Below are 18906 nucleotides of genomic sequence, written 5' to 3'. Positions count from 1 at the left end.
GCTAATTGCAGGCTTTGGATCCAAAACCAATAATTAACTGCCCCAGTAGGCTGTTAGCACATTCTGTTGCTGTGACAATACCACCTGATTGGGCATAGCTAAGGCCTCAGCATGGCCCGACGACATATTTGCCATTGCTGTAATCAAATATTGCACCTGCATCACAGCCTGTGCATTTTCAGCATTGCCCAAATTATGATATCCAGCTAGCCCGTTATCAAATTTATAATAGAAATGGTATTAAATTATTCATAATGATTTTAACCATAAATGTACTGAGTCAAGATCTCCTGCTTCAAAAGGTAAATTAATGTCGCGCCGTTTTATTTCTTCTTTTAATAGTATACTTCGTTCTAATTCATCATTTGTGGCTGTTAGGCGTAGTGTAAATGACTCTAATTGTTGCGTATTCAGATTAAACTCTAATTCTGCCAGTTCTTTTAAATAAACATCTAATTCTGCGTTTACATTTTTAAAAAAGTCTAATTCTTTTTGATATTTATCTTTGAAGTTATCATATTTATCTAAAAATGCCCAGATTTTTTGAGGCATATCACCATTTTCAAGATAATAATTAAACGCCAATGTCAAAATACCGGTAACCAGTGCTCCACAAAATGCAGATAATTCAGTTCCAAATGGAAATGCAAATAATTGTGAGCACGAGCTATAAATAATAGTACCGCAAACAACAGAAATTCCAGAACTGATAATTTTACTTGCTTCTTTGACTAATTGACTTAAAGATAATGATTGTGGATTAAAAAAGATTAGTTTAACTACTTTAACAATATGACCCCACATTTCACGAATCATTTTTCCAAGTATTTTTTGCGTAGTGAAAAAAATATTTGTAATAGTCGTTGTTGCGCTGGAAAGTACGCCACTAATTGCACCATCTTTAAAAGAGTTAAGGAAATCATTAAATTTAATTTTAATACGTTTCCATATAGCTTTAAAAACATTACTAATATCATTTAAGAAATTATTAATATAAAATTTATATTTATTATTCTGGTAAATAGCAGGAAGCTGATCACGTAGTTCAAACCATACTTCGGCAAGGATAAGCCCTAACATCTGCCTTGTACCCATTGTAAATCCAGATATTGCTGATTGCTTAGCTATATTTTTTGCAAATTTACTACTGGTATAATAGGTTGTATTGATTGTTTTTTCATATTGCGCCCGTGCTTTCTTATCTATTTCAAGCATTTTATTAAAGTCAGCTTTTTCTTTATTTTCTAAATTTTTTAGGGATTTTTTTTCTTGTTCAGTTAATGACGGTTTATTTTTATATTCGGCTATTTTTTGGCGGGTTTGAGCAAGTTCATTATTGAGCTTGCTCACAAATTCTGTCATTTTGTAAGCCTTTTTAGATTTATTTATGGTTGCATTCGTGAAACATAAATTACTGCTGTGATTGGCAAGATCGGCTCCTGATATTTCTGCTAAAACTCGACCCGGATCATTATGTATCTGGCTTGCTGCAATAACATGATCCAAATTTTTTTTATCATTTTGCGCAAAAGTTTGACCTGTATAAGCATCTTTTAATTTATTTGATTGTTGATCAATTTTCCCTTGTCGATTTGTCGCAATATAATTATCATGTGAATGATATTCACGTGGGTCATATTTTGCTCGTTGTTCAAACTTTATTCTTTCTGCTTCTGTAGCATATATGCCTTGTCGTACATTATGAATAGTATCAACATCTCCGCCTACTTTATCTTTAAATAATAAAAAATCTAACCCGAATGAAGTAACCAATGATTCGACAACGGTATTATGTAACTCTTTACCCCAATCCATTTCCTGTTTAATCATTATTTATGGCTCCTTGTTAACAAATATCCAAAAGGCAAAAGCCGAGCTAGCTCGGCTGTCAAATATTACGCTTTAGAATTAAACTCGCGATATTCTCCTTCTTTAGTAGCTAGTATATTATCTATTTCTTCTTTATTGAGAACGTTGAATCCATCACGATCTTTTTCGATTTCTACAACACCATCTTCCGCGACATTCTTAGGTTTAAAAATAGGAGTAGTAATAATATCAGTCATGATTGCTGCCATTAAGTAACCATTATTAATAATTCTAAGGCTTTCTTGTGATACGTCGCTGGATGCTCTTCCTCCACCAAGAATCACTATTTTTTCATGCATCTCCTTTAATGCATGAAAATACGTATTAAAGGTTTGATTGAGACTGTCTAGCAAAGAGTAAATCCTATCCACATAGTTATTTATATTAGCTAAATGTTGCTCACATAAATCCATTTTTATTATGGCATCGTTAATTTCACGTGTTGTTTTTGTTGCTTTTTTTAGTGCTTTTTCAGCATAGTTTTCATACGCATAACCTCCAATAGCAAAAGTAGGAGCAATCGCAGCAGCACCTAAAAACATTGCGCCACCAGCCATTCCCCAACCTCCAGAAGCAAGTGAACCGCCACCAATAGCAGCCATGGTTGCATTAGAAGCAGCAGCACCAGATAAAGCGACAATTGGCGTCCCTGTTGACGCAGCAGCAAAAGCCATGACACCACTATAAACAGCAAAACCTGTAACCACCCCAGTCACTCCTGATGCGATAGCTGTACTTAAAAATTCTACTGTTAAGATGGTATATTCTTCGATTTTCTCTAATTTAGGTTTGGAAATTGACAATTTAAGATCTTTATTGCCATCTTGTTTCAATTGTTTTAATAATTCATTAGAAATTATCTTAAACTCATTAAAAGATTCACCAATATCAAGTTCTAATTTACCTAATCGTTCAAATTTCTCCTCTGAAATTTTACTCGAGGCATCCATATGTTCTTTTCGTTGATCAAATTGGCTTTTAGCCTTTTTCAGGATTTCATCTGCTTCAGATTTTATCTGATGGCCATTGTATGCTTTTTTTCCACCAACCGCAGCGGCAGCAGCCACTAAACCTGCAATAATAAAAGGTATTGCCATTTTCATTTCCTTATTAATGTTACGTTAATTAAAAATGAACCTCACTAAATATTACTCAGTATTCGCCTCTATAAATGAATTAGTTTGGTAATACACTGTTAGTATTGCTATAGAGATTCCAAACTATTGGTTAATAGCGGTAAAATTAATTATAATTAGTTTCGGGTTGTTAAAAAATTTTTTTCTTTAATTAACTTTATTTGACTTTATTAAACTATATATAAATTCTTTACCAGCTTAATAATTGGTTATTGTTTTAAGCGTTTTTGATTGTGCTTACAGCCAGTAAAAATATTCTCAATAAGCCTATTTAATTTTATATTTAATTTTATAAAATGTCATATACAGTATTCCAGTGTGCAGCAGTATATGCAACAAACTGTCTGCATACACATCAGACTGTATAAAAAGCCCGAATATAAATATGCCGGTTTGAATCAGGCTAATGCTATTATCAGAAAAATATAAATGGTATGTTTAATCTGATCAAGCATGGTTAAAGGAAAATGATGGCCAAGAGAAAAGAAATTTTAGACTGGTGTGCTCAGCAGCTTGCTATAGCTCAGTTTCGTGATTTTAGCCCGAATGGATTGCAGGTAGAGGGCAGGGATGAGGTCAATAGTATTGTTTGTGCGGTAACGGCCAGTCAGGCTGCTATTGATTTTGCTGTAGCACAGCAGGCTGATATGTTGCTGGTACATCATGGTATGTTCTGGAAAAATGAAGCCGCAGCGATTACTGGCTGGAAAAAACGCCGTATCCAGACATTGTTAGGTAATGACATCAATCTGGTTGGCTACCATCTGCCACTGGATGCACATCAGCAATGGGGCAATAATGTGCAGCTAGCACGGCATTTGGGCTGGCAGATTGATGGTTGTGGCGGAGAGCAGAATCTGGTGCAGTATGGCTCATTGGCGCACCCGCAATCAGCACTTGAGCTGGCTGGGCAAATGGAACTTAGTCTTGGCCGGGCGCCGATGCTTTTATGTGCCGATGCGCAGCGGCCGGTACGCAGGCTGGCTTGGTGCACTGGTGGTGGTCAGGGCTTTTTTCAGTATGCGATTGATGCCGGCGTTGATGCGTTTATTACGGGTGAGGTTTCTGAGCCACAATATCATCTGGCACAGGAATGCGGGGTGGCGTTTATTGCTGCAGGACATCATGCCACGGAGCGCTACGGTATACAGGCACTTGCTTTTGCTGTGGCCGAGCAGTTTGGCATCAGGCAACAGTTTTTTGATGAACTCAATCCGGCTTAAGCCGTCATTGTATGAATAATTATTATAATTATCAGGAAAAATTTTTAATAAACATAAGTTTAAGCTATTTTTCTGGTAAAAATAGAGTCATTTGTCTATAATTGGGTAATTTAGACACTACACTGTATTGATATTATACAGTAATCTTGGGAAATTGATTATGATGACATTATATGCGGGTATGACTTGCCCGTTTAGTCAGCGTTGCAGCTTTGTCCTGTATGAAAAGGGCATGGATTTTGAAATCAAGGATGTAGACGTATACAACAAGCCAGAAGACTTGGCTATAATGAATCCATATAATCAGGTGCCTGTACTGGTTGAACGCGACCTGATTCTGTATGAATCCAATATTATTAACGAGTATATTGATGAACGTTTTCCTCATCCACAGCTGATGCCGGCTGACCCGATTATGCGCGGCCGTGGCCGTCTGGTACTGTATCGTCTGGAAAAGGAATTGTTCAGTCATGTTCTGGTGCTGGAAAATCCAGAATCCAGTAATAAGGATATGAATAAAGCCCGTGAAGCGATTACCCAGGGCTTAACCATGCTGGCACCGGCATTCAGCAAAAATAAATACATTATTGGTGATGATTTCTCTATGATTGATGTGGCTCTGGCTCCGCTCTTATGGCGTCTGGACCACTATGATATTAAGCTGCCGAAATCAACTGCACCTTTACTGAAGTATGCTGAGCGTATTTTCCAGCGTGAAGCATTTATTGATGCATTAACGCCAGCAGAAAAGGCAATGCGCCGTTAAACAATCTTGATAAGGGGAGAAAGCAATGAGCAAGCTAAGTACCAAACCGTATATTTTGCGTGCATTATATCAATGGGCGCTAGACAGTGGTTATACGCCGCACATTGTTGCGTGGGTAAATGATAAAACCTGCGTACCCCGTCAGTATGTACGTGATAATGAGATTGTACTCAATATCGGAGCGGCTGCCGCGCACAATCTGAATATTGATAATGAGTGGGTTAATTTTGCTGCCCGTTTTAACGGTGTATCTCATGATATCTGGATTCCGGTTGGCCATGTCATTACCCTTTTTGCCCGTGAAACCGGCGAAGGTATGGGTTTTGAGGTGGAACCGCTTACCGATGATGATGCGCCGATAACTGAGGTCGATGAGGCAGCAGAACCTGAGGATGCAGCAGAGAGTAAACCGGCGGAAGATAGTGGTAAATCCGGCAGCAAAAAGGGGCTGAAAATTGTCAAATAGCTGATTGTTCTCAGGTAAGCATTATTTCTGAGACGCGGGGGAAATTATATTAAAGTAAAAAGGGCTGAAATCTGCTGATTTCAGCCCTTTTCTTATATCTGATTTGGTATTTAAGGCTAATAGCTGTTTACCGGGCCTTCTGTAAAGTGCGTTACAAGTGATTATGATTGTATGGCTGATGGATATACTGTTTAAGCTAAATTTTATTCATAAGATTAATTACAGGATGTGTTTTTGATAACTAAGTATAAATTTTATCTATATGCATTCTAATGTAAAACTACTATGAGCGAGTTAATATTTATACAGGCATATATGTTATGCTGGTGTATGTGTATATCAGACAAATCTGTACTAATAAGCTATTTTTAATCGTATTTCTGCTAAAAATAGTGCTTCATTCTGAATAACGATATAAGTTAAAATAGTGCTGTTAAGTAATTAATCATTACACTGATATTTATTAATTTTACATTTGCTGGAGTTTGAATAGATGAACCAAACTATTGATTCTGCAACAGCCGGTAATGAATTAAGCGTGCAGCTAGCACAAAAGGAACAAAAATTTAAAAGGGTAAAATTCTATTTTAATGTTATTTTTGCCTTGTGTTTTTTGGTATTTGCCTTAGGTTTGCTGTGGATGAATGTAATGGCAATTGCCAGTTCATTTATCACGGCTATGATGTTTGGCATGGCCTATCTGGGGGTGATCATGATATTTGAAGAAGATATCAATGAAATAAGAATCAAGCTGGAAGAAACAGCAGAAAAAACAGCATCTGTTTCTATCTGATTTGCCCTGGTAGCTAGAGAAGGCAGCTTTTGTACAAAGCTGCTTTTGTAGATTGATGTATCAATTCTGCTGTGGCTGGCTGAGGGTAATCAGATTCGCTATTTGTTCTGGTGCCCGCTTTTTTCTGTGGCAGCCTGTTGCAAGTGCTGTTTGCTGCAATACAAATAAGCCAGCATGATGCTACAGCCAATCAGGCACCATAGCATGTCTTGCTGTGTGTCCCACACATCGCCCTGTGTCCCAAGAAAAGTAACTGCTTGCTGATTGCTGATTTCGGCTACCAGCCATTCAAACAGCTCATAGATGGCACTAATGGTCATACAAATACAGCCACTTAAAAAAACTACCCAGCCGCGGCGGCGCACAATCTGTAAGCGCCAGAGTAATTCGCTGGCGATGATGGCAGGTGAGAAGCCCTGAAAAAAATGTCCGAGTTTGTCGTAATTATTGCGTGACCAGTCAAATACGCCGCGCAGGTAATTAAAAACCGGTTCCTCTGCATAAGTGTAATGTCCGCCAACAAGCAGAATGATTGCGTGAATTAGTACTACCCAGTACATCAGGTTACTGAAGCGAAAACGTGTATATGTGTACGCAAGTATCACGACACCCGCTAATGCTGGAAAAACTTCCAGACACCAGGTTGGATAGTCATGTGGCCGATAGGCAGACCAAAATAATACTATTATAAAGATTATCAATTGCAGAATATGGGTTTTCATGGGATACCTCTGCTGCAAGTGTTCGGAAGCACTGTCTGCTTGATATGAATAATTAATATGAATAAAAGGAAAATAATCTCTGCTGGTTTAATAAACAGCATCAATAAAAATAATGTCTAATCGGTTTTTGTATTAATATCTGTATCTTAATCTGAATAAGTTGTTCAGGCAAATTAGGCTGGATGGTTGGAAAAGGGTTTTTTTGATTTTGCTATAACTAAAATATATCTGTATTTGTAGCTGTATGTGAGGTTGTCGTCGCAGGTACTAAAGTGTAATTTTGCGGCTTTTTTGCGGATATATTAGCTATTTGTTTAAAGTGGATTTATAAGTCTTTGTTTTTTGTGTTAAATAAAAACTATGGGTTATATAAAATCATTTGATTATATTTATGATGTGAACTTGTGTACTATACATGTATTACTTAATTCAACCTGTTACATTCAAGGAGATACTTCATGGTTGCCAACGTTAATACTGAAATCAAACCATTCAATACCACTGCTTTTCATAATGGTAAATTTGTAGACATCAGCGATGCTGACGTTAAAGGTAAATGGTCTGTATTCTTTTTCTATCCAGCCGACTTCACTTTTGTTTGTCCTACTGAATTAGGTGATCTGGCTGACCACTATGAAGAATTGCAAAAGCTGGGTGTGGAAGTGTACTCTGTATCTACAGATACTCATTTCACTCATAAAGCTTGGCACGATGCTTCAGAAACCATTGCTAAAATCAAATATTTTATGCTGGGCGACCGCAATGCCACTCTGGCTACCAATTTTGGCGTACTGCGTGAAGGTCAGGGCTCTGCTGACCGTGCTACTTTTCTGGTTGATCCGCAAGGCATTATCCAGAGCGTAGAAGTAACTGCCGAAGGTATCGGCCGTGAAGCTGCTGATCTGGTACGTAAAGTTAAAGCCGCACAATATGTTGCTTCTCATCCGGGTGAAGTTTGCCCAGCCAAATGGAAAGAAGGCGACAAAACTCTGGCTCCTTCTCTTGAGCTGGTTGGTAAAATCTAATAACACTTAAACACACACATCACTATTTTTGCTGTTAAATAACAGCCATTCAGCCCGAATACCGGCTGCGGTATCCGGGCTTTTTAGTAAGATAAAAATACAGGCTATCAAAAATAGAATATCGATTGTTAATATTAATGTAACGGAGCTGTAATATGTTAGACGACACCCTGAAAAGCCAACTAAAAGCTTATTTAGAATATGTAACCAAACCGGTTGAAATCATTGCTACGCTTAACGATAGTGCAGGTGCTCGCGACATGTTGGCACTGTTACAGGAAGTGGAAGCGCTAAGTGATAAAGTTAGCCTGCGGACTGATGGTCAGTCTGAGCGTAAACCTTCTTTTGAAATTACCAATCCTGGTATGCATACTGGCCTGGTTTTTGCCGGTAATCCAATGGGGCATGAATTCAGCTCACTGGTGCTGGCTTTACTACAGGCGGGCGGCCATCCCTCCAAGGAAGCAGAATCTTTGCAGCAACAGATAAAGAATCTGCAAGGCAGTTATCATTTTGAAACCTATTATTCTATTACCTGCCATAATTGCCCGGATGTGATTCAGGCACTAAATCTGATGGCCATTCTTAATCCGAATATCAGCCATACTGCTATTGATGGTGCTCTGTTTCAGGACGAAGTTGAAGCAAAACAGATTATGGGCGTACCGGCAGTGTTTCTGAATGGCGAGCCTTTTGGTCAGGGACGGATGGAACTGGCTGAAATTGTGGCAAAACTGGACAGCAATGCTGCTAATGATGCAGTTGAGGCGCTGAATGCAAAAGAGCCTTTTGATGTACTGATTGTAGGTGGTGGGCCGGCCGGTGCAGCCGCAGCGGTGTATGCAGCGCGTAAAGGAATCCGTACCGGTATTGTGGCCGAACGCTTTGGCGGGCAGGTACTGGATACAATGGATATTGAAAATTACATTTCAGTTTTGCGTACCGATGGCCCGCGTTTTGCCCGTGATCTGGAAAGCCATGTACGCAGTTATGATGTGGATATTATGAATCTGCAAAAAATCAGCGCGCTGATTCCCGCTACCAGCAAAGGTGGATTGATTGAGGTACATACGGAAAGCGGTGCTGTTCTGAAATCGCGTAGTGTGATTTTGTCTACTGGTGCGCGCTGGCGTTCCATGAATGTGCCCGGTGAACAAGAATATCGCACCAAAGGGGTGACTTATTGCCCGCATTGTGATGGCCCATTATTCAAAGGCAAGGATGTGGCTGTGATAGGCGGAGGCAATTCCGGAGTGGAAGCTGCTATTGATCTGGCCGGCTTGGTTAAAAGTGTTACCTTGTTGGAATTTTCCGATAAATTACGCGCGGATGAAGTATTGCAGCATAAGCTGAATAGCCTGCCAAATGTAAAGGTTATTCGCAATGCTCAAACGACGGAAGTTACCGGTGCTGATGGCAAAGTCAGTGGTCTGAATTATCTGGATCGGTTAAGCAATGTAGAACAGCATCTGGCATTGGAAGGTATATTTGTGCAGATTGGTCTGTTACCCAATACCGGCTTTTTGCAGGGCACAGTTGAGTTAACTGAACCAATGCATGAAATTGTGATTGATGCCCATGGCAAAACCAATGTACCGGGTGTATTTGCTGCCGGTGACTGCACCAATGTACCATACAAGCAGATTATTATTGCCGCAGGTGAGGGTGCTAAAGCAGCATTAAGTGCTTTTGATTATCTGATTCGTACCAGCGCACCTGAATAACCTTATTTTAATAGCGAGCCCCGCAAAACTTTTGGTTTTGTGGGGCTTTTCATTTCAAGGGTTTGTGGCTGCATTGCTTGAGCGTGATTGTTGCCTGTATATGCCTATTTAAAAGCATGGAAGTTTAAGCCAGTTTTCTAAAAATAATCCAAGCTAATAATAAACAGGGCAAAACCGTAAACAGTTTTGCTCTGTCAGGAGACATAGCAGTGGCTGTATCACACAGCCACTGCTGTGAGTGTGGTTATAACCAAGTGTATTTATAGCCCAGTGTGCCTTTGAAACCTTTATGTTTAGCACTGCCAAAGTTTTTCTCATAACGCACATCGCCATAGAAATGGCTTTGACGGGTTATCGGTAGCTGAATACCTACACCTACTTCACCCCAGGTTTTGGCATATTCTTCTTTCAGGCTGTCGCGGCCGATATCAACAGATTTCGGATTGACAAAGTCGTGCCAGATATTGGTAATACCATAGAAGGATGAAGGCGGTAAATTATCAGTTGTAACACCATTGTAACCAAAACGCATACCCACACGGCCGCGCAGGGCAGATGGATTATGCTGATCAATATGGCGAATTCCGTCATTGAAATTGTCCAGAGACAGATACTGGTATGCCAACTGAGCCTGTGGTTCGACAAACCAGTTATTTCCATAGACAGTGAAAGATTTACCGGCTTCGGCTGACACTGCGGCACCCCAGCCGTTCTGATGTACGGATTCATTGGAACGGGCATTGTATTTATTGCGCAGATAGCTTACCTGACCAACCAAATCAACATAGCCGCCATTATTGGCATAGAATGTGCCATAACCGCCAACACTAACTGCATCAGTACGGCCTTTACCGGTGTAATGGTCGTCAACAACATAGCCATTTTCAGCGCGATACTGATCACGGAAATCATTTTCATTATGCCCATAGGACACATAGGCGCCTATATGCCGGCGGGTTCCGGATTTATTGTTCTCATCCAGAATAAAATCGTGGCCAATCTGGAGTACAGATTGATTACCGACTGTATCCAGACGTTGTTTGCCATTCTTATCCAGATGTTTTATCAGAACTCTACCCCATGTCTGCTGCTGTTTATCGCCAAGGGCAGTATTGTTGTTGCCAGTAATGTTGTAGGTCTGATTTTCATCACGCCGCTCATGTAGTGTACCAATAGTGGTAAAGCCTAGCTCCATATCTGCTGTAGGCATCTGTACGTAGCCAGATACCGGCTCCGCATAAATCGGTACTTCTTTAGGCGGAGTAGGTTTGATAGGTTTAGCCGGATCAGCAGGTATTTTAGCTGTTAATGTCCATGCATAATCAGTGCCAGTTCTGCCGTATAAGCTCTGATCTATTTTTATGAGCTGAGCTTCACCGGCATTCATAGTTGTAGATTTACCCCCAAAACCTTGTCCATCGATTTTTCCATCTACGTGAATAACAGTTTTTGGATGAGTAATCGGTATCTCTTTTTGTGTTATGTCTCCGTAGATACCTTTTTTGGTCGTTACTGTTGTGACGCCACCGGTTACATTACCTTCAATATTAACGCGGTCAGTATAACCAGTGCCATTTTTACTGATGGAATCATCATTCCAGAGCGTATTAACATATATCATGCCGCCACCGGTATAGTCACCCTGTACTGTGATGGTATGGTATTTATTACTGTCTCTGGCTTCAGCTACAGTTATTTGTGGAAATTCAATAATGCCCGTGTTAGTCAGCTGTGATAATGTGGAGCTTCCGGTATTTATCCATTTGCCCTGATTATTCAGATCTATTTTTCCGTTTGCACCGGAATTATTGGTAGTACCAGTGAAGGTTCCGGTGTTTATTGCAGTAATAGTACCTGAATTAGTATTTTTAATAGTAGCGATGCTTATACCTTTATTATCTAAAGTAATTGTACCAACACCTGTATTATTAATATCGCCGGTGCTTGTACCTTTATTGTCTAAAGTAATTATACCAGCACCCGTATTTTTAATATCACTTCCCAGTAGTGCATTAGCTTCATTGATTATTTCTATACGAGAATGTTCATAACCTGAGTTGGTAATATCGCGGGTAGTTGTACCATGATTAGTCAATTTAATCTTACCAGCTTTTGTATTGCTTATCGTACTTTCAAACATTGTGTCAGCCATATTGGTTACTTCTATTTCAGAAGAGGCTGAATCACTTTTATTAATAATATTGCCGATGGTTGTACCTTTATTGTCTAAAGTAATTGTACCAGCACCCGTATTATTAATATCGCTGGTGCTTGCACCTTTATTGTCTAAAATAATTGTACCAGCACCCGTATTATTAATATCGCCGATGCTCGCACCTTTATTGTCTAAAGTAATTGTACCAGCACTTGTATTATTAATATTGCTGGCGCTTGTACCTTTATTGTCTAAAGTAATTATACCAGCACCCGTATTTTTAATATCACTTCCCAGTAGTGCATCAGCTTCATTAATTATTTCTATACGAGAATGTTCATAACCTGAGTTGGTAATATCGCGGGTAGTTGTACCATGATTAGTCAATTTAATCTTACCAGCTTTGGTATTGCTTATCGTACTTTCAAACATTGTGTCAGCCATATTGGTAACTTCTATTTCAGAAGAGGCTGAATCACTTTTATTAATAATATTGCCGATGGTTGTACCTTTATTGTTTAAAGTAATTGTACCAGCACCCGTATTATTAATATCGCTGGTGCTTGCACCTTTATTGTCTAAAATAATTGTACCAGCACCCGTATTATTAATATCGCCGATGCTCGCACCTTTATTGTCTAAAGTAATTGTACCAGCACTTGTATTATTAATATTGCTGGCGCTTGTACCTTTATTGTCTAAAGTAATTAGACCAGCACCTGTATTATTAATATCACTTCTCAGTAGTGCATTAGCTTCATTGATTATTTCTATACGAGAATGTTCATAACCTGAGTTAGTAATATCGCGGGTAGTTGTACCATGATTAGTCAATTTAATCTTACCAGCTTTGGTATTGCTTATCGTACTTTCAAACATTGTGTCAGCCATATTGGTAACTTCTATTTCAGAAGAGGCTGAATCACTTTTATTAATAATATTGCCGATGGTTGTACCTTTATTGTTTAAAGTAATTGTACCAGCACCCGTATTATTAATATTGCTGGTGCTTGCACCTTTATTATCTAAAGTAATTGTACCAGCACCTTCATTCTGGATGGTGCCTTTTAGTCCAGATGTATTATCAATTGTGAAAGTACCTTGCCCTTTATTAATAATATCGCCGTCTATGACTCTCTCATGGTCATTGTCATTATTGGGTAAAGAACCCCGCTTATTATTATCAATAGTGATATTACCAGTACTATCCTGTGTACTTGTAATAGCGCCAGATATTTTCTGTGAGTTACTAATTGTAATATCACCCGCTCCTTCATTAGTAATATTACCTTTTATTATTCCATGCTTGTTTTTAATATTCAGAATACCTGCTTTCTCACCATTAGGCGTATCTGTACTCGTAATGCTGCCTTCTATTGTATAGTGCCCATCAATATTGATGTCAAAATTACTAGAATCATTTTGAATTATCTTACCTGTTGATGTATACATACCTTTATAATTAACTTCAGAGTAGACACCTTGAGAGTCATGAAAATGATTCTGCTCTCTGGCTGAGGGGGTTGTAATAGTAGAAGTCGAACCAGGAGCAGCAATAACACTGGTACTAGCTAATGCCAGAGCCACGGCTGCCACTATTTTCAGACCATTACTTTTGCATTTTCCTCGCGCTAATTCTGAGCAGGCTACCCATGTCTGGGTGGATTCACTCCATTTGGATTTATAGATAGTATTCATTAATTTTCCTTGATATGTGTAAATATTAAAAAATAAATTTTCAAATTTTAATTAAATATTTACTCTATTTAAATTAAAAATATTTTTATTAATAAATTAATAAATTTATTCTAAATGCTATTTGTATAATAAAAGTATAGTTTTGTATAATAAAAGTATGGTTGAGCTAATCTGGCTGGAGGAAATGAAAAAAAGCCAATATTTTCATATTGATAATCATGATTTATGCTATGTGTGTGGTGAGGTGTAATAAAATTATAACTGCGTTTAATAAAGTAATACTTTTAGTATAATACAGATAAGGAGTCATTAAAGAGATTATATAAGTGTTAATAAAGTTTTTTTATTTGTAGGTGATAATATTTTATGTTATTCAGGTAAAATTATATTTAGCTCCTGTATTGGCGGTATCTTTAAGCCATGAATAAAAAAAAACAAAATTTATAAATAAGTGTGTTAGTTTTGCAACTATGAAGATAAAAAAGTATTTTATTTTAAAAATTGCTTGGTTATTGCCAATATTTAGCAAGTTTATTGGTGTGTTATGAAATAAATAGAGATTTATTTGAGAGGTATTTAGATCGTTTTTTTGCATACATATATCATATATGCAGAGTGGATATTTTATTTATGTTTTATATAAAGACTCAAATTATTGTGATTACGGATTCTAAATAGCATGGCTTAAACCATCTTGCTGGATTTGTTCATATTGTGTATTTATAATGTTAAATTATGTTTTTTTCCAAAATTTTTTTAAATATGAGAATCGTTTCTAAGTGATTAAATATATTAATTCTGGCCTGATGCGATAAATACTGAATCAAAAGGCTTTAACGGCCAGATTAGATTTGAGCTAGTACAGCTAAATATTAAAATAACTACTTTCCAATGATAAAATTAATTTTTCTGCAACACTTCTATCAATGCGGAAAAATCAATCTTTCCCGTGTATTTGGCATTTATATGTGTAAAAGGAACTTTTTTGTCTTGGTCAATAATGTTAGTTGCAGGTAGTAGTGGCCGGTAAATTTTATCGCTATTCAAGTTTGGTAGGCTAGCACTTAAATTCTTGCATCACTGTCTCACAAATTTTGATAATGTGAACACTAAACTGTAAATATTTCATTTCTGATACGCAAATCAAATAGTAAATTACGCTGCTTGTTTTGGTGTTTTATATTCAATTGGTGTCATATTATTGAATGTCTCATAAGCTCTTTTACCGGGATAGTAGCTTCAGCTTCTTTTAGTAGGTATACGATTGGGTACTTCTACATTTTCCAGTAATGTGGCTGCTGCGCTCGGCACAGCGGAATATTTGAGAAAATCGTCTCTGTGAATGATGATTTTTCAAAATAAAAAACTGCTTAAACCTTTATCTGTATGGAAAGTTAGGCCAGCTTTCCAGAAAGTAATCTCAGCTGATTATATAAATAAAAACAGGGCAAAACTGTTTACGGTTTTGCCCTGTTGGGAGACATAGCAGTGGCTGTATCACACAGCCACTGCTGTGAGTGTGGTTATAACCAAGTGTATTTATAGCCCACTGTGCCTTTGAAGCCTTTGCGTTTATCACTGCCAAAGTTTTTCTCATAACGCACATCGCCATAGAAATGGCTTTGACGGGTTATCGGTAGCTGGATACCTACACCCACTTCACCCCAAGTTTTGGCATATTCTTCTTTCAGGCTGTCGCGGCCGATATCAACAGATTTCGGATTGACAAAGTCATGCCAGATATTGGCAATGCCATAGAAGGATGAAGGCGGTAAATTATCAGTTGTAGCACCATTGTAGCCAAAACGCATACCCACACGGCCGCGCAGGGCAGATGGATTATGCTGATCAATATGGCGAATTCCGTCATTGAAATTGTCCAGAGACAGATACTGGTATACCAACTGAGCCTGTGGTTCGACAAACCAGTTATTTCCATAAACGGTGAAAGATTTACCGGCTTCGGCTGACACTGCGGCGCCCCAGCCGTTCTGATGTACGGATTCATTGGTACGGGCATTGTATTTATTGCGCAGATAGGTTACCTGACCAACCAAATCAACATAGCCGCCATTATTGCCATAGAATGTGCCATAACCGCCAACGCTTACTGCATCAGTACGGCCTTTACCGGTGTAATGGTCGTCAACAATATAGCCATTTTCAGCGCGATACTGATCGCGGAAGTCATTTTCATTGTGCCCATAGGCCACATAGCCACCAATATGCCGGCGGGTTCCGGCTTGATCGTTTTCATCCAGAATGAAATCGTGGCCAATCTGGAGTACAGATTGATTACCGGCTGTATCCAGACGTCGTTTGCCATTCTTATCCAGATGTTTCACCAGAACTCTACCCCATGTCTGCTGCTGTTTATCGCCAAGGGCAGTATTGTTGGCGCTAGTGATGTTGTAAGTCTGATTTTCACCGCGCCGCTCATGTAAGGTACCAATGGTGGTAAAGCCCAGTTCCATATCTGCTGTAGGCATCTGTACGTAGCCAGATACCGGCTCTGCATAAATTAGTACTTCTTTAGGTAAAGTTGGTTTGATAGGTTTAGCCGGATCAGTAGGATCAGGTTGGGCTGGGTTGCTTGGGTCAGCTGTTAATGTCCATGCATACTCAGTTGCAATACGGCCGTCTTCTTGTTGAACTTTTTTCCCCTGAAGTTGGGTTTTATAGACACTCTGAAGTATTTCTTGCTCACCGGTAAAATCGTATATGCTACTGTTCTGATCATGCACAATAATCACAGGGGTAGAGCGTAATTTGCCCATTGCCGGTTTAGTAATATCGCCAAAAATACCTTGTTCGGTTTCTACTGTTGTCTGTTTACCAGATACATGACCCTTAATAATAAGCTGGTCACTATAAGAGTTTTCGATATCTTTGTTCCACAGCGTATTTACTATTAGTGTTCCGCCACCTTTATAGTTACCTTGTACTGTGATAGTGTGGTATTTATTTTTATCATTGATATCAGTGATAGGTATTTTTGGAAATTTAATAATGCCCGTGGTGTTAGCCAGCTGTGATAATGTGGAGCTTCTGGTATTTATCCATGTGCCCTGATTAGTCAGATCAATTTTTTCGTTTGCACCGGGATTGTCGGTAGTACCAGTGAAAGTACCGTTATTTTTAAAGGTAATGTTGCTATTAGTATTCTTGGCATTGTTGGCAGTACCAGTGAAAGTACCATTATTTTCAAAGACAATGCGGCCATTACCATTATTAGTAATCTCACCTGTAATCGTACCTGTATTTTTGACAAAAATATCACCAGTTGCATGGTTATTTATATTACTAGCAATCTTCCCTAGTTTTTCATTGCTGATATAAATCCTACCTTTTCCAAAGTTGTCTACCTTACCTGAAAGGATGTTTGTATTTTTTACGGTAAGAATACTATCAGGTTCGTTCGTTCTTGTGCTTTTTAAGACTGAACCGGCTGTTGATTCTAATCTACCTTCATTATCAATTTTTAATGTACCATTTGAATTGTGAACAACGATATCTGCACTATCAGTGATGATTTCACCGTTTGCTTTATTATGGAAAACGGCTTCTTTTCCAGCAAATAGTCTTCTGTCAGTTGCAATAACGATGTTTTTCCTTGAATTTACTGTTACTTCGCCATTATTAATAAAATGTCCATCGTTTCCTAAAATTATCCCTTTAATGTCATTATAATTCTCGTTAAGCTCATTTTTAATTTTGATCTCTGCTCCTCCATTAGCTGTATAGTTACCATTTGAGACAAAAATTGCTGAAACATCATCTGAGGTAACCTCATTAGTATCTTTTATCATCGAAATAATTGTTTTCCCTCCGACAGATAAGTCTCCAGATTGAATATGGATGGCCTCATTGTTATCAACTATTTTTTTGGTTTTAATATTGAGATCGCCCGTCGTCGTTATGGATGATGTGTCTGTGTTCTCTTCTCCTCCTTGCGAAATGGCGTAATTTGTATTTGATGTGGTTATGTTAATATTGGTTGCTGTAATTTGACCATTATTATTATTTGAGATAGCTATCTGTCCTTTTATAGACTGGAGCGCATCAATATTAATGTTGCTGCCTACATTAATTCTACTATTATCATTCTCAATTCCATTGCCAGCCTCCGGTGCTGTTTCTTGAATCTTTATATCGCCGTTAACGCTTAACCTAGAATTGTTGCTAGCTTTAATGGCAATTGAATCTTTTCCGGCGGTCTTTGCTGTCAACTTCTGGATATCTGCTTCAGAGTTGTTAAGTGAAAGAGCATTCCGGTTGCCATCACCTGAAGCGCTATTAGTAGTTTCTACATCCTTGGCTGTTAGTGATGAATTATTAGTTAACGCTATTGTTTTATCTATACGTCCATCTCTATTACTATTTAATACAACTTTGTCTCCTTCTATATTTATCGTTGCATGATTTTTTGCAGAAATAGAGTTATATTCAAGTCCTGTTAATTTACACTTCTCATTTGAAACGTTAATATCTAAAGAATTACAAGCGGCGTACGAGCTGATACTGGTTAAGGCTAATGCAATCGCTACAACAATTTTGCTACAGTTGTTCTTAATTTTGCCGCGAGCCAGCTCCGAGCAGGCTACCCATGTCTGGGTGGATTCACTCCATTTAGATTTGTAAATTCTATTCATCAGTAATCCTTAATCATGTAAATGTTGAAAAGTAGATTTTAATTTTTAATTAAAATCTACACTATTTAATTTCAATATGTCATTTATTGATAAAATAGATAAAATTATGTATATATGGATTATAGAAGATAAGTCATATCATATCCAAATAAAGTTAACTTTATGCTATTTGTGTGCTGAAGCTGTAACAGAGCTGCTTTTGTTTGCCAACAAAAAAGGTAATATTTTGATGATGGTTAACATGGTTTATGCATATGGGTGGTGAGTGGAAATAAAGCTATAGCTATGTCCGATAAATTAGTCCTTTAGTTTAATATGGCTCAGATATTATTAAAGGAATTATAAGGGTTAATGAAAGTTTTTGTTATTTATAGGTAATAATATTTTATGTTATTCAGATAAGGCTGGATTTAAACCCTGTACTGGCGGTATATTTACGTTAAGATTAAAAAAATAAAAATTATGTATAATTGTGTTAATTTTGCAGCTATGAAGATATAGCAGATATTTTATTTGGACTATTATCTGTTTATCTGTGGGATGAATGGATATATTTTGGAAAGGTATTTAGTGCGTTTTCGGGAATAAGTGTATCAAGACATAGTGTATTGATAAATATATATATTGTTGGTATGTTATGTAAAGATCAGATCACGTTTTTTATGAGTCTAAAATCT

Annotated in this window: 11 protein-coding genes; 6 read left to right on the top strand and 5 right to left on the bottom strand. The window is 37.9% G+C overall.

Annotated elements, in window-relative coordinates; all coding sequences use genetic code 11:
* Window positions 1–249 precede the first annotated feature (249 nt).
* On the bottom strand, window positions 250–1830 hold the full coding sequence (locus GYX26_RS00620) for a cobalamin adenosyltransferase (RefSeq protein ID WP_174827634.1): 1581 nt from the start codon (window positions 1828–1830) through the stop codon (window positions 250–252).
* A 65-nt stretch (window positions 1831–1895) separates the two neighbouring features.
* Window positions 1896–2966: a chemotaxis protein gene (locus GYX26_RS00615; RefSeq protein WP_174827633.1), complete on the bottom strand. Its 1071-nt coding sequence runs from the start codon at window positions 2964–2966 to the stop codon at window positions 1896–1898.
* A gap of 509 nt (window positions 2967–3475) precedes the next feature.
* Between GYX26_RS00615 and GYX26_RS00610 the strand changes: the two genes are divergently transcribed.
* The 4 genes from GYX26_RS00610 to GYX26_RS00595 all read left to right on the top strand — a co-directional run bounded on the left by GYX26_RS00610 (window position 3476) and on the right by GYX26_RS00595 (window position 6253).
* Window positions 3476–4228, top strand: coding sequence for a Nif3-like dinuclear metal center hexameric protein (locus GYX26_RS00610; protein WP_174827632.1), 753 nt, complete (start codon window positions 3476–3478; stop codon window positions 4226–4228).
* A gap of 160 nt (window positions 4229–4388) precedes the next feature.
* Window positions 4389–4994: a glutathione S-transferase N-terminal domain-containing protein gene (locus GYX26_RS00605; RefSeq protein ID WP_100091026.1), complete on the top strand. Its 606-nt coding sequence runs from the start codon at window positions 4389–4391 to the stop codon at window positions 4992–4994.
* 25 nt (window positions 4995–5019) lie between these two features.
* Complete coding sequence (locus GYX26_RS00600) at window positions 5020–5460, top strand: ClpXP protease specificity-enhancing factor (RefSeq protein WP_174827631.1); 441 nt, start codon at window positions 5020–5022, stop codon at window positions 5458–5460.
* Window positions 5461–5998: 538 nt separating this feature from the next.
* Window positions 5999–6253 carry a hypothetical protein gene (locus GYX26_RS00595; RefSeq protein ID WP_174827630.1) on the top strand — a complete coding sequence of 85 codons (255 nt, stop codon included), beginning with the start codon at window positions 5999–6001 and terminating at the stop codon, window positions 6251–6253.
* Between the two features lie 98 nt (window positions 6254–6351).
* On the opposite strand, the gene GYX26_RS00590 is transcribed toward GYX26_RS00595, so the two are convergent.
* Window positions 6352–6975 carry a DUF2238 domain-containing protein gene (locus tag GYX26_RS00590; protein WP_174827629.1) on the bottom strand — a complete coding sequence of 208 codons (624 nt, stop codon included), beginning with the start codon at window positions 6973–6975 and terminating at the stop codon, window positions 6352–6354.
* 458 nt (window positions 6976–7433) lie between these two features.
* Here GYX26_RS00590 and ahpC point away from each other — a divergent pair, with 458 nt between their 5' ends.
* Together ahpC and ahpF are read left to right on the top strand one after the other, a co-directional pair.
* Window positions 7434–8000 carry an alkyl hydroperoxide reductase subunit C gene (ahpC, locus tag GYX26_RS00585; protein ID WP_100091022.1) on the top strand — a complete coding sequence of 189 codons (567 nt, stop codon included), beginning with the start codon at window positions 7434–7436 and terminating at the stop codon, window positions 7998–8000.
* 155 nt (window positions 8001–8155) lie between these two features.
* Window positions 8156–9724 carry an alkyl hydroperoxide reductase subunit F gene (ahpF, locus tag GYX26_RS00580; protein ID WP_174827628.1) on the top strand — a complete coding sequence of 523 codons (1569 nt, stop codon included), beginning with the start codon at window positions 8156–8158 and terminating at the stop codon, window positions 9722–9724.
* A 244-nt stretch (window positions 9725–9968) separates the two neighbouring features.
* Here the strand turns inward: ahpF and GYX26_RS00575 are convergent, their stop codons facing one another.
* Complete coding sequence (locus GYX26_RS00575) at window positions 9969–13577, bottom strand: autotransporter outer membrane beta-barrel domain-containing protein (protein ID WP_174827627.1); 3609 nt, start codon at window positions 13575–13577, stop codon at window positions 9969–9971.
* 1523 nt (window positions 13578–15100) lie between these two features.
* On the bottom strand, window positions 15101–18229 hold the full coding sequence (locus GYX26_RS00570) for an autotransporter outer membrane beta-barrel domain-containing protein (protein WP_174827626.1): 3129 nt from the start codon (window positions 18227–18229) through the stop codon (window positions 15101–15103).
* Between the last annotated feature and the right edge of the window lie 677 nt (window positions 18230–18906).

It is taken from the genome of Snodgrassella sp. ESL0253 (genome assembly GCF_013344965.1).
In the GTDB taxonomy this organism is placed as follows: domain Bacteria; phylum Pseudomonadota; class Gammaproteobacteria; order Burkholderiales; family Neisseriaceae; genus Snodgrassella; species Snodgrassella alvi_B.
The sequence above is the reverse complement of the archived record's forward strand: the minus strand, read 5'-3'. Positions and strand labels throughout refer to the sequence as shown.

Excerpts from the sequence above, each read along its gene's own strand:
- GYX26_RS00590 (WP_174827629.1), bottom strand. The coding sequence starts at position 6,975 with ATGAAAACCCATATTCTGCAATTGATAATCTTTATAATAGTATTATTT.
- GYX26_RS00600 (WP_174827631.1), top strand. The coding sequence starts at position 5,020 with ATGAGCAAGCTAAGTACCAAACCGTATATTTTGCGTGCATTATATCAA.
- GYX26_RS00605 (WP_100091026.1), top strand. The coding sequence starts at position 4,389 with ATGATGACATTATATGCGGGTATGACTTGCCCGTTTAGTCAGCGTTGC.
- ahpF (WP_174827628.1), top strand. The coding sequence starts at position 8,156 with ATGTTAGACGACACCCTGAAAAGCCAACTAAAAGCTTATTTAGAATAT.
- GYX26_RS00620 (WP_174827634.1), bottom strand. The coding sequence starts at position 1,830 with ATGATTAAACAGGAAATGGATTGGGGTAAAGAGTTACATAATACCGTT.
- GYX26_RS00615 (WP_174827633.1), bottom strand. The coding sequence starts at position 2,966 with ATGGCAATACCTTTTATTATTGCAGGTTTAGTGGCTGCTGCCGCTGCG.
- ahpC (WP_100091022.1), top strand. The coding sequence starts at position 7,434 with ATGGTTGCCAACGTTAATACTGAAATCAAACCATTCAATACCACTGCT.
- GYX26_RS00575 (WP_174827627.1), bottom strand. The coding sequence starts at position 13,577 with ATGAATACTATCTATAAATCCAAATGGAGTGAATCCACCCAGACATGG.
- GYX26_RS00610 (WP_174827632.1), top strand. The coding sequence starts at position 3,476 with ATGGCCAAGAGAAAAGAAATTTTAGACTGGTGTGCTCAGCAGCTTGCT.
- GYX26_RS00570 (WP_174827626.1), bottom strand. The coding sequence starts at position 18,229 with ATGAATAGAATTTACAAATCTAAATGGAGTGAATCCACCCAGACATGG.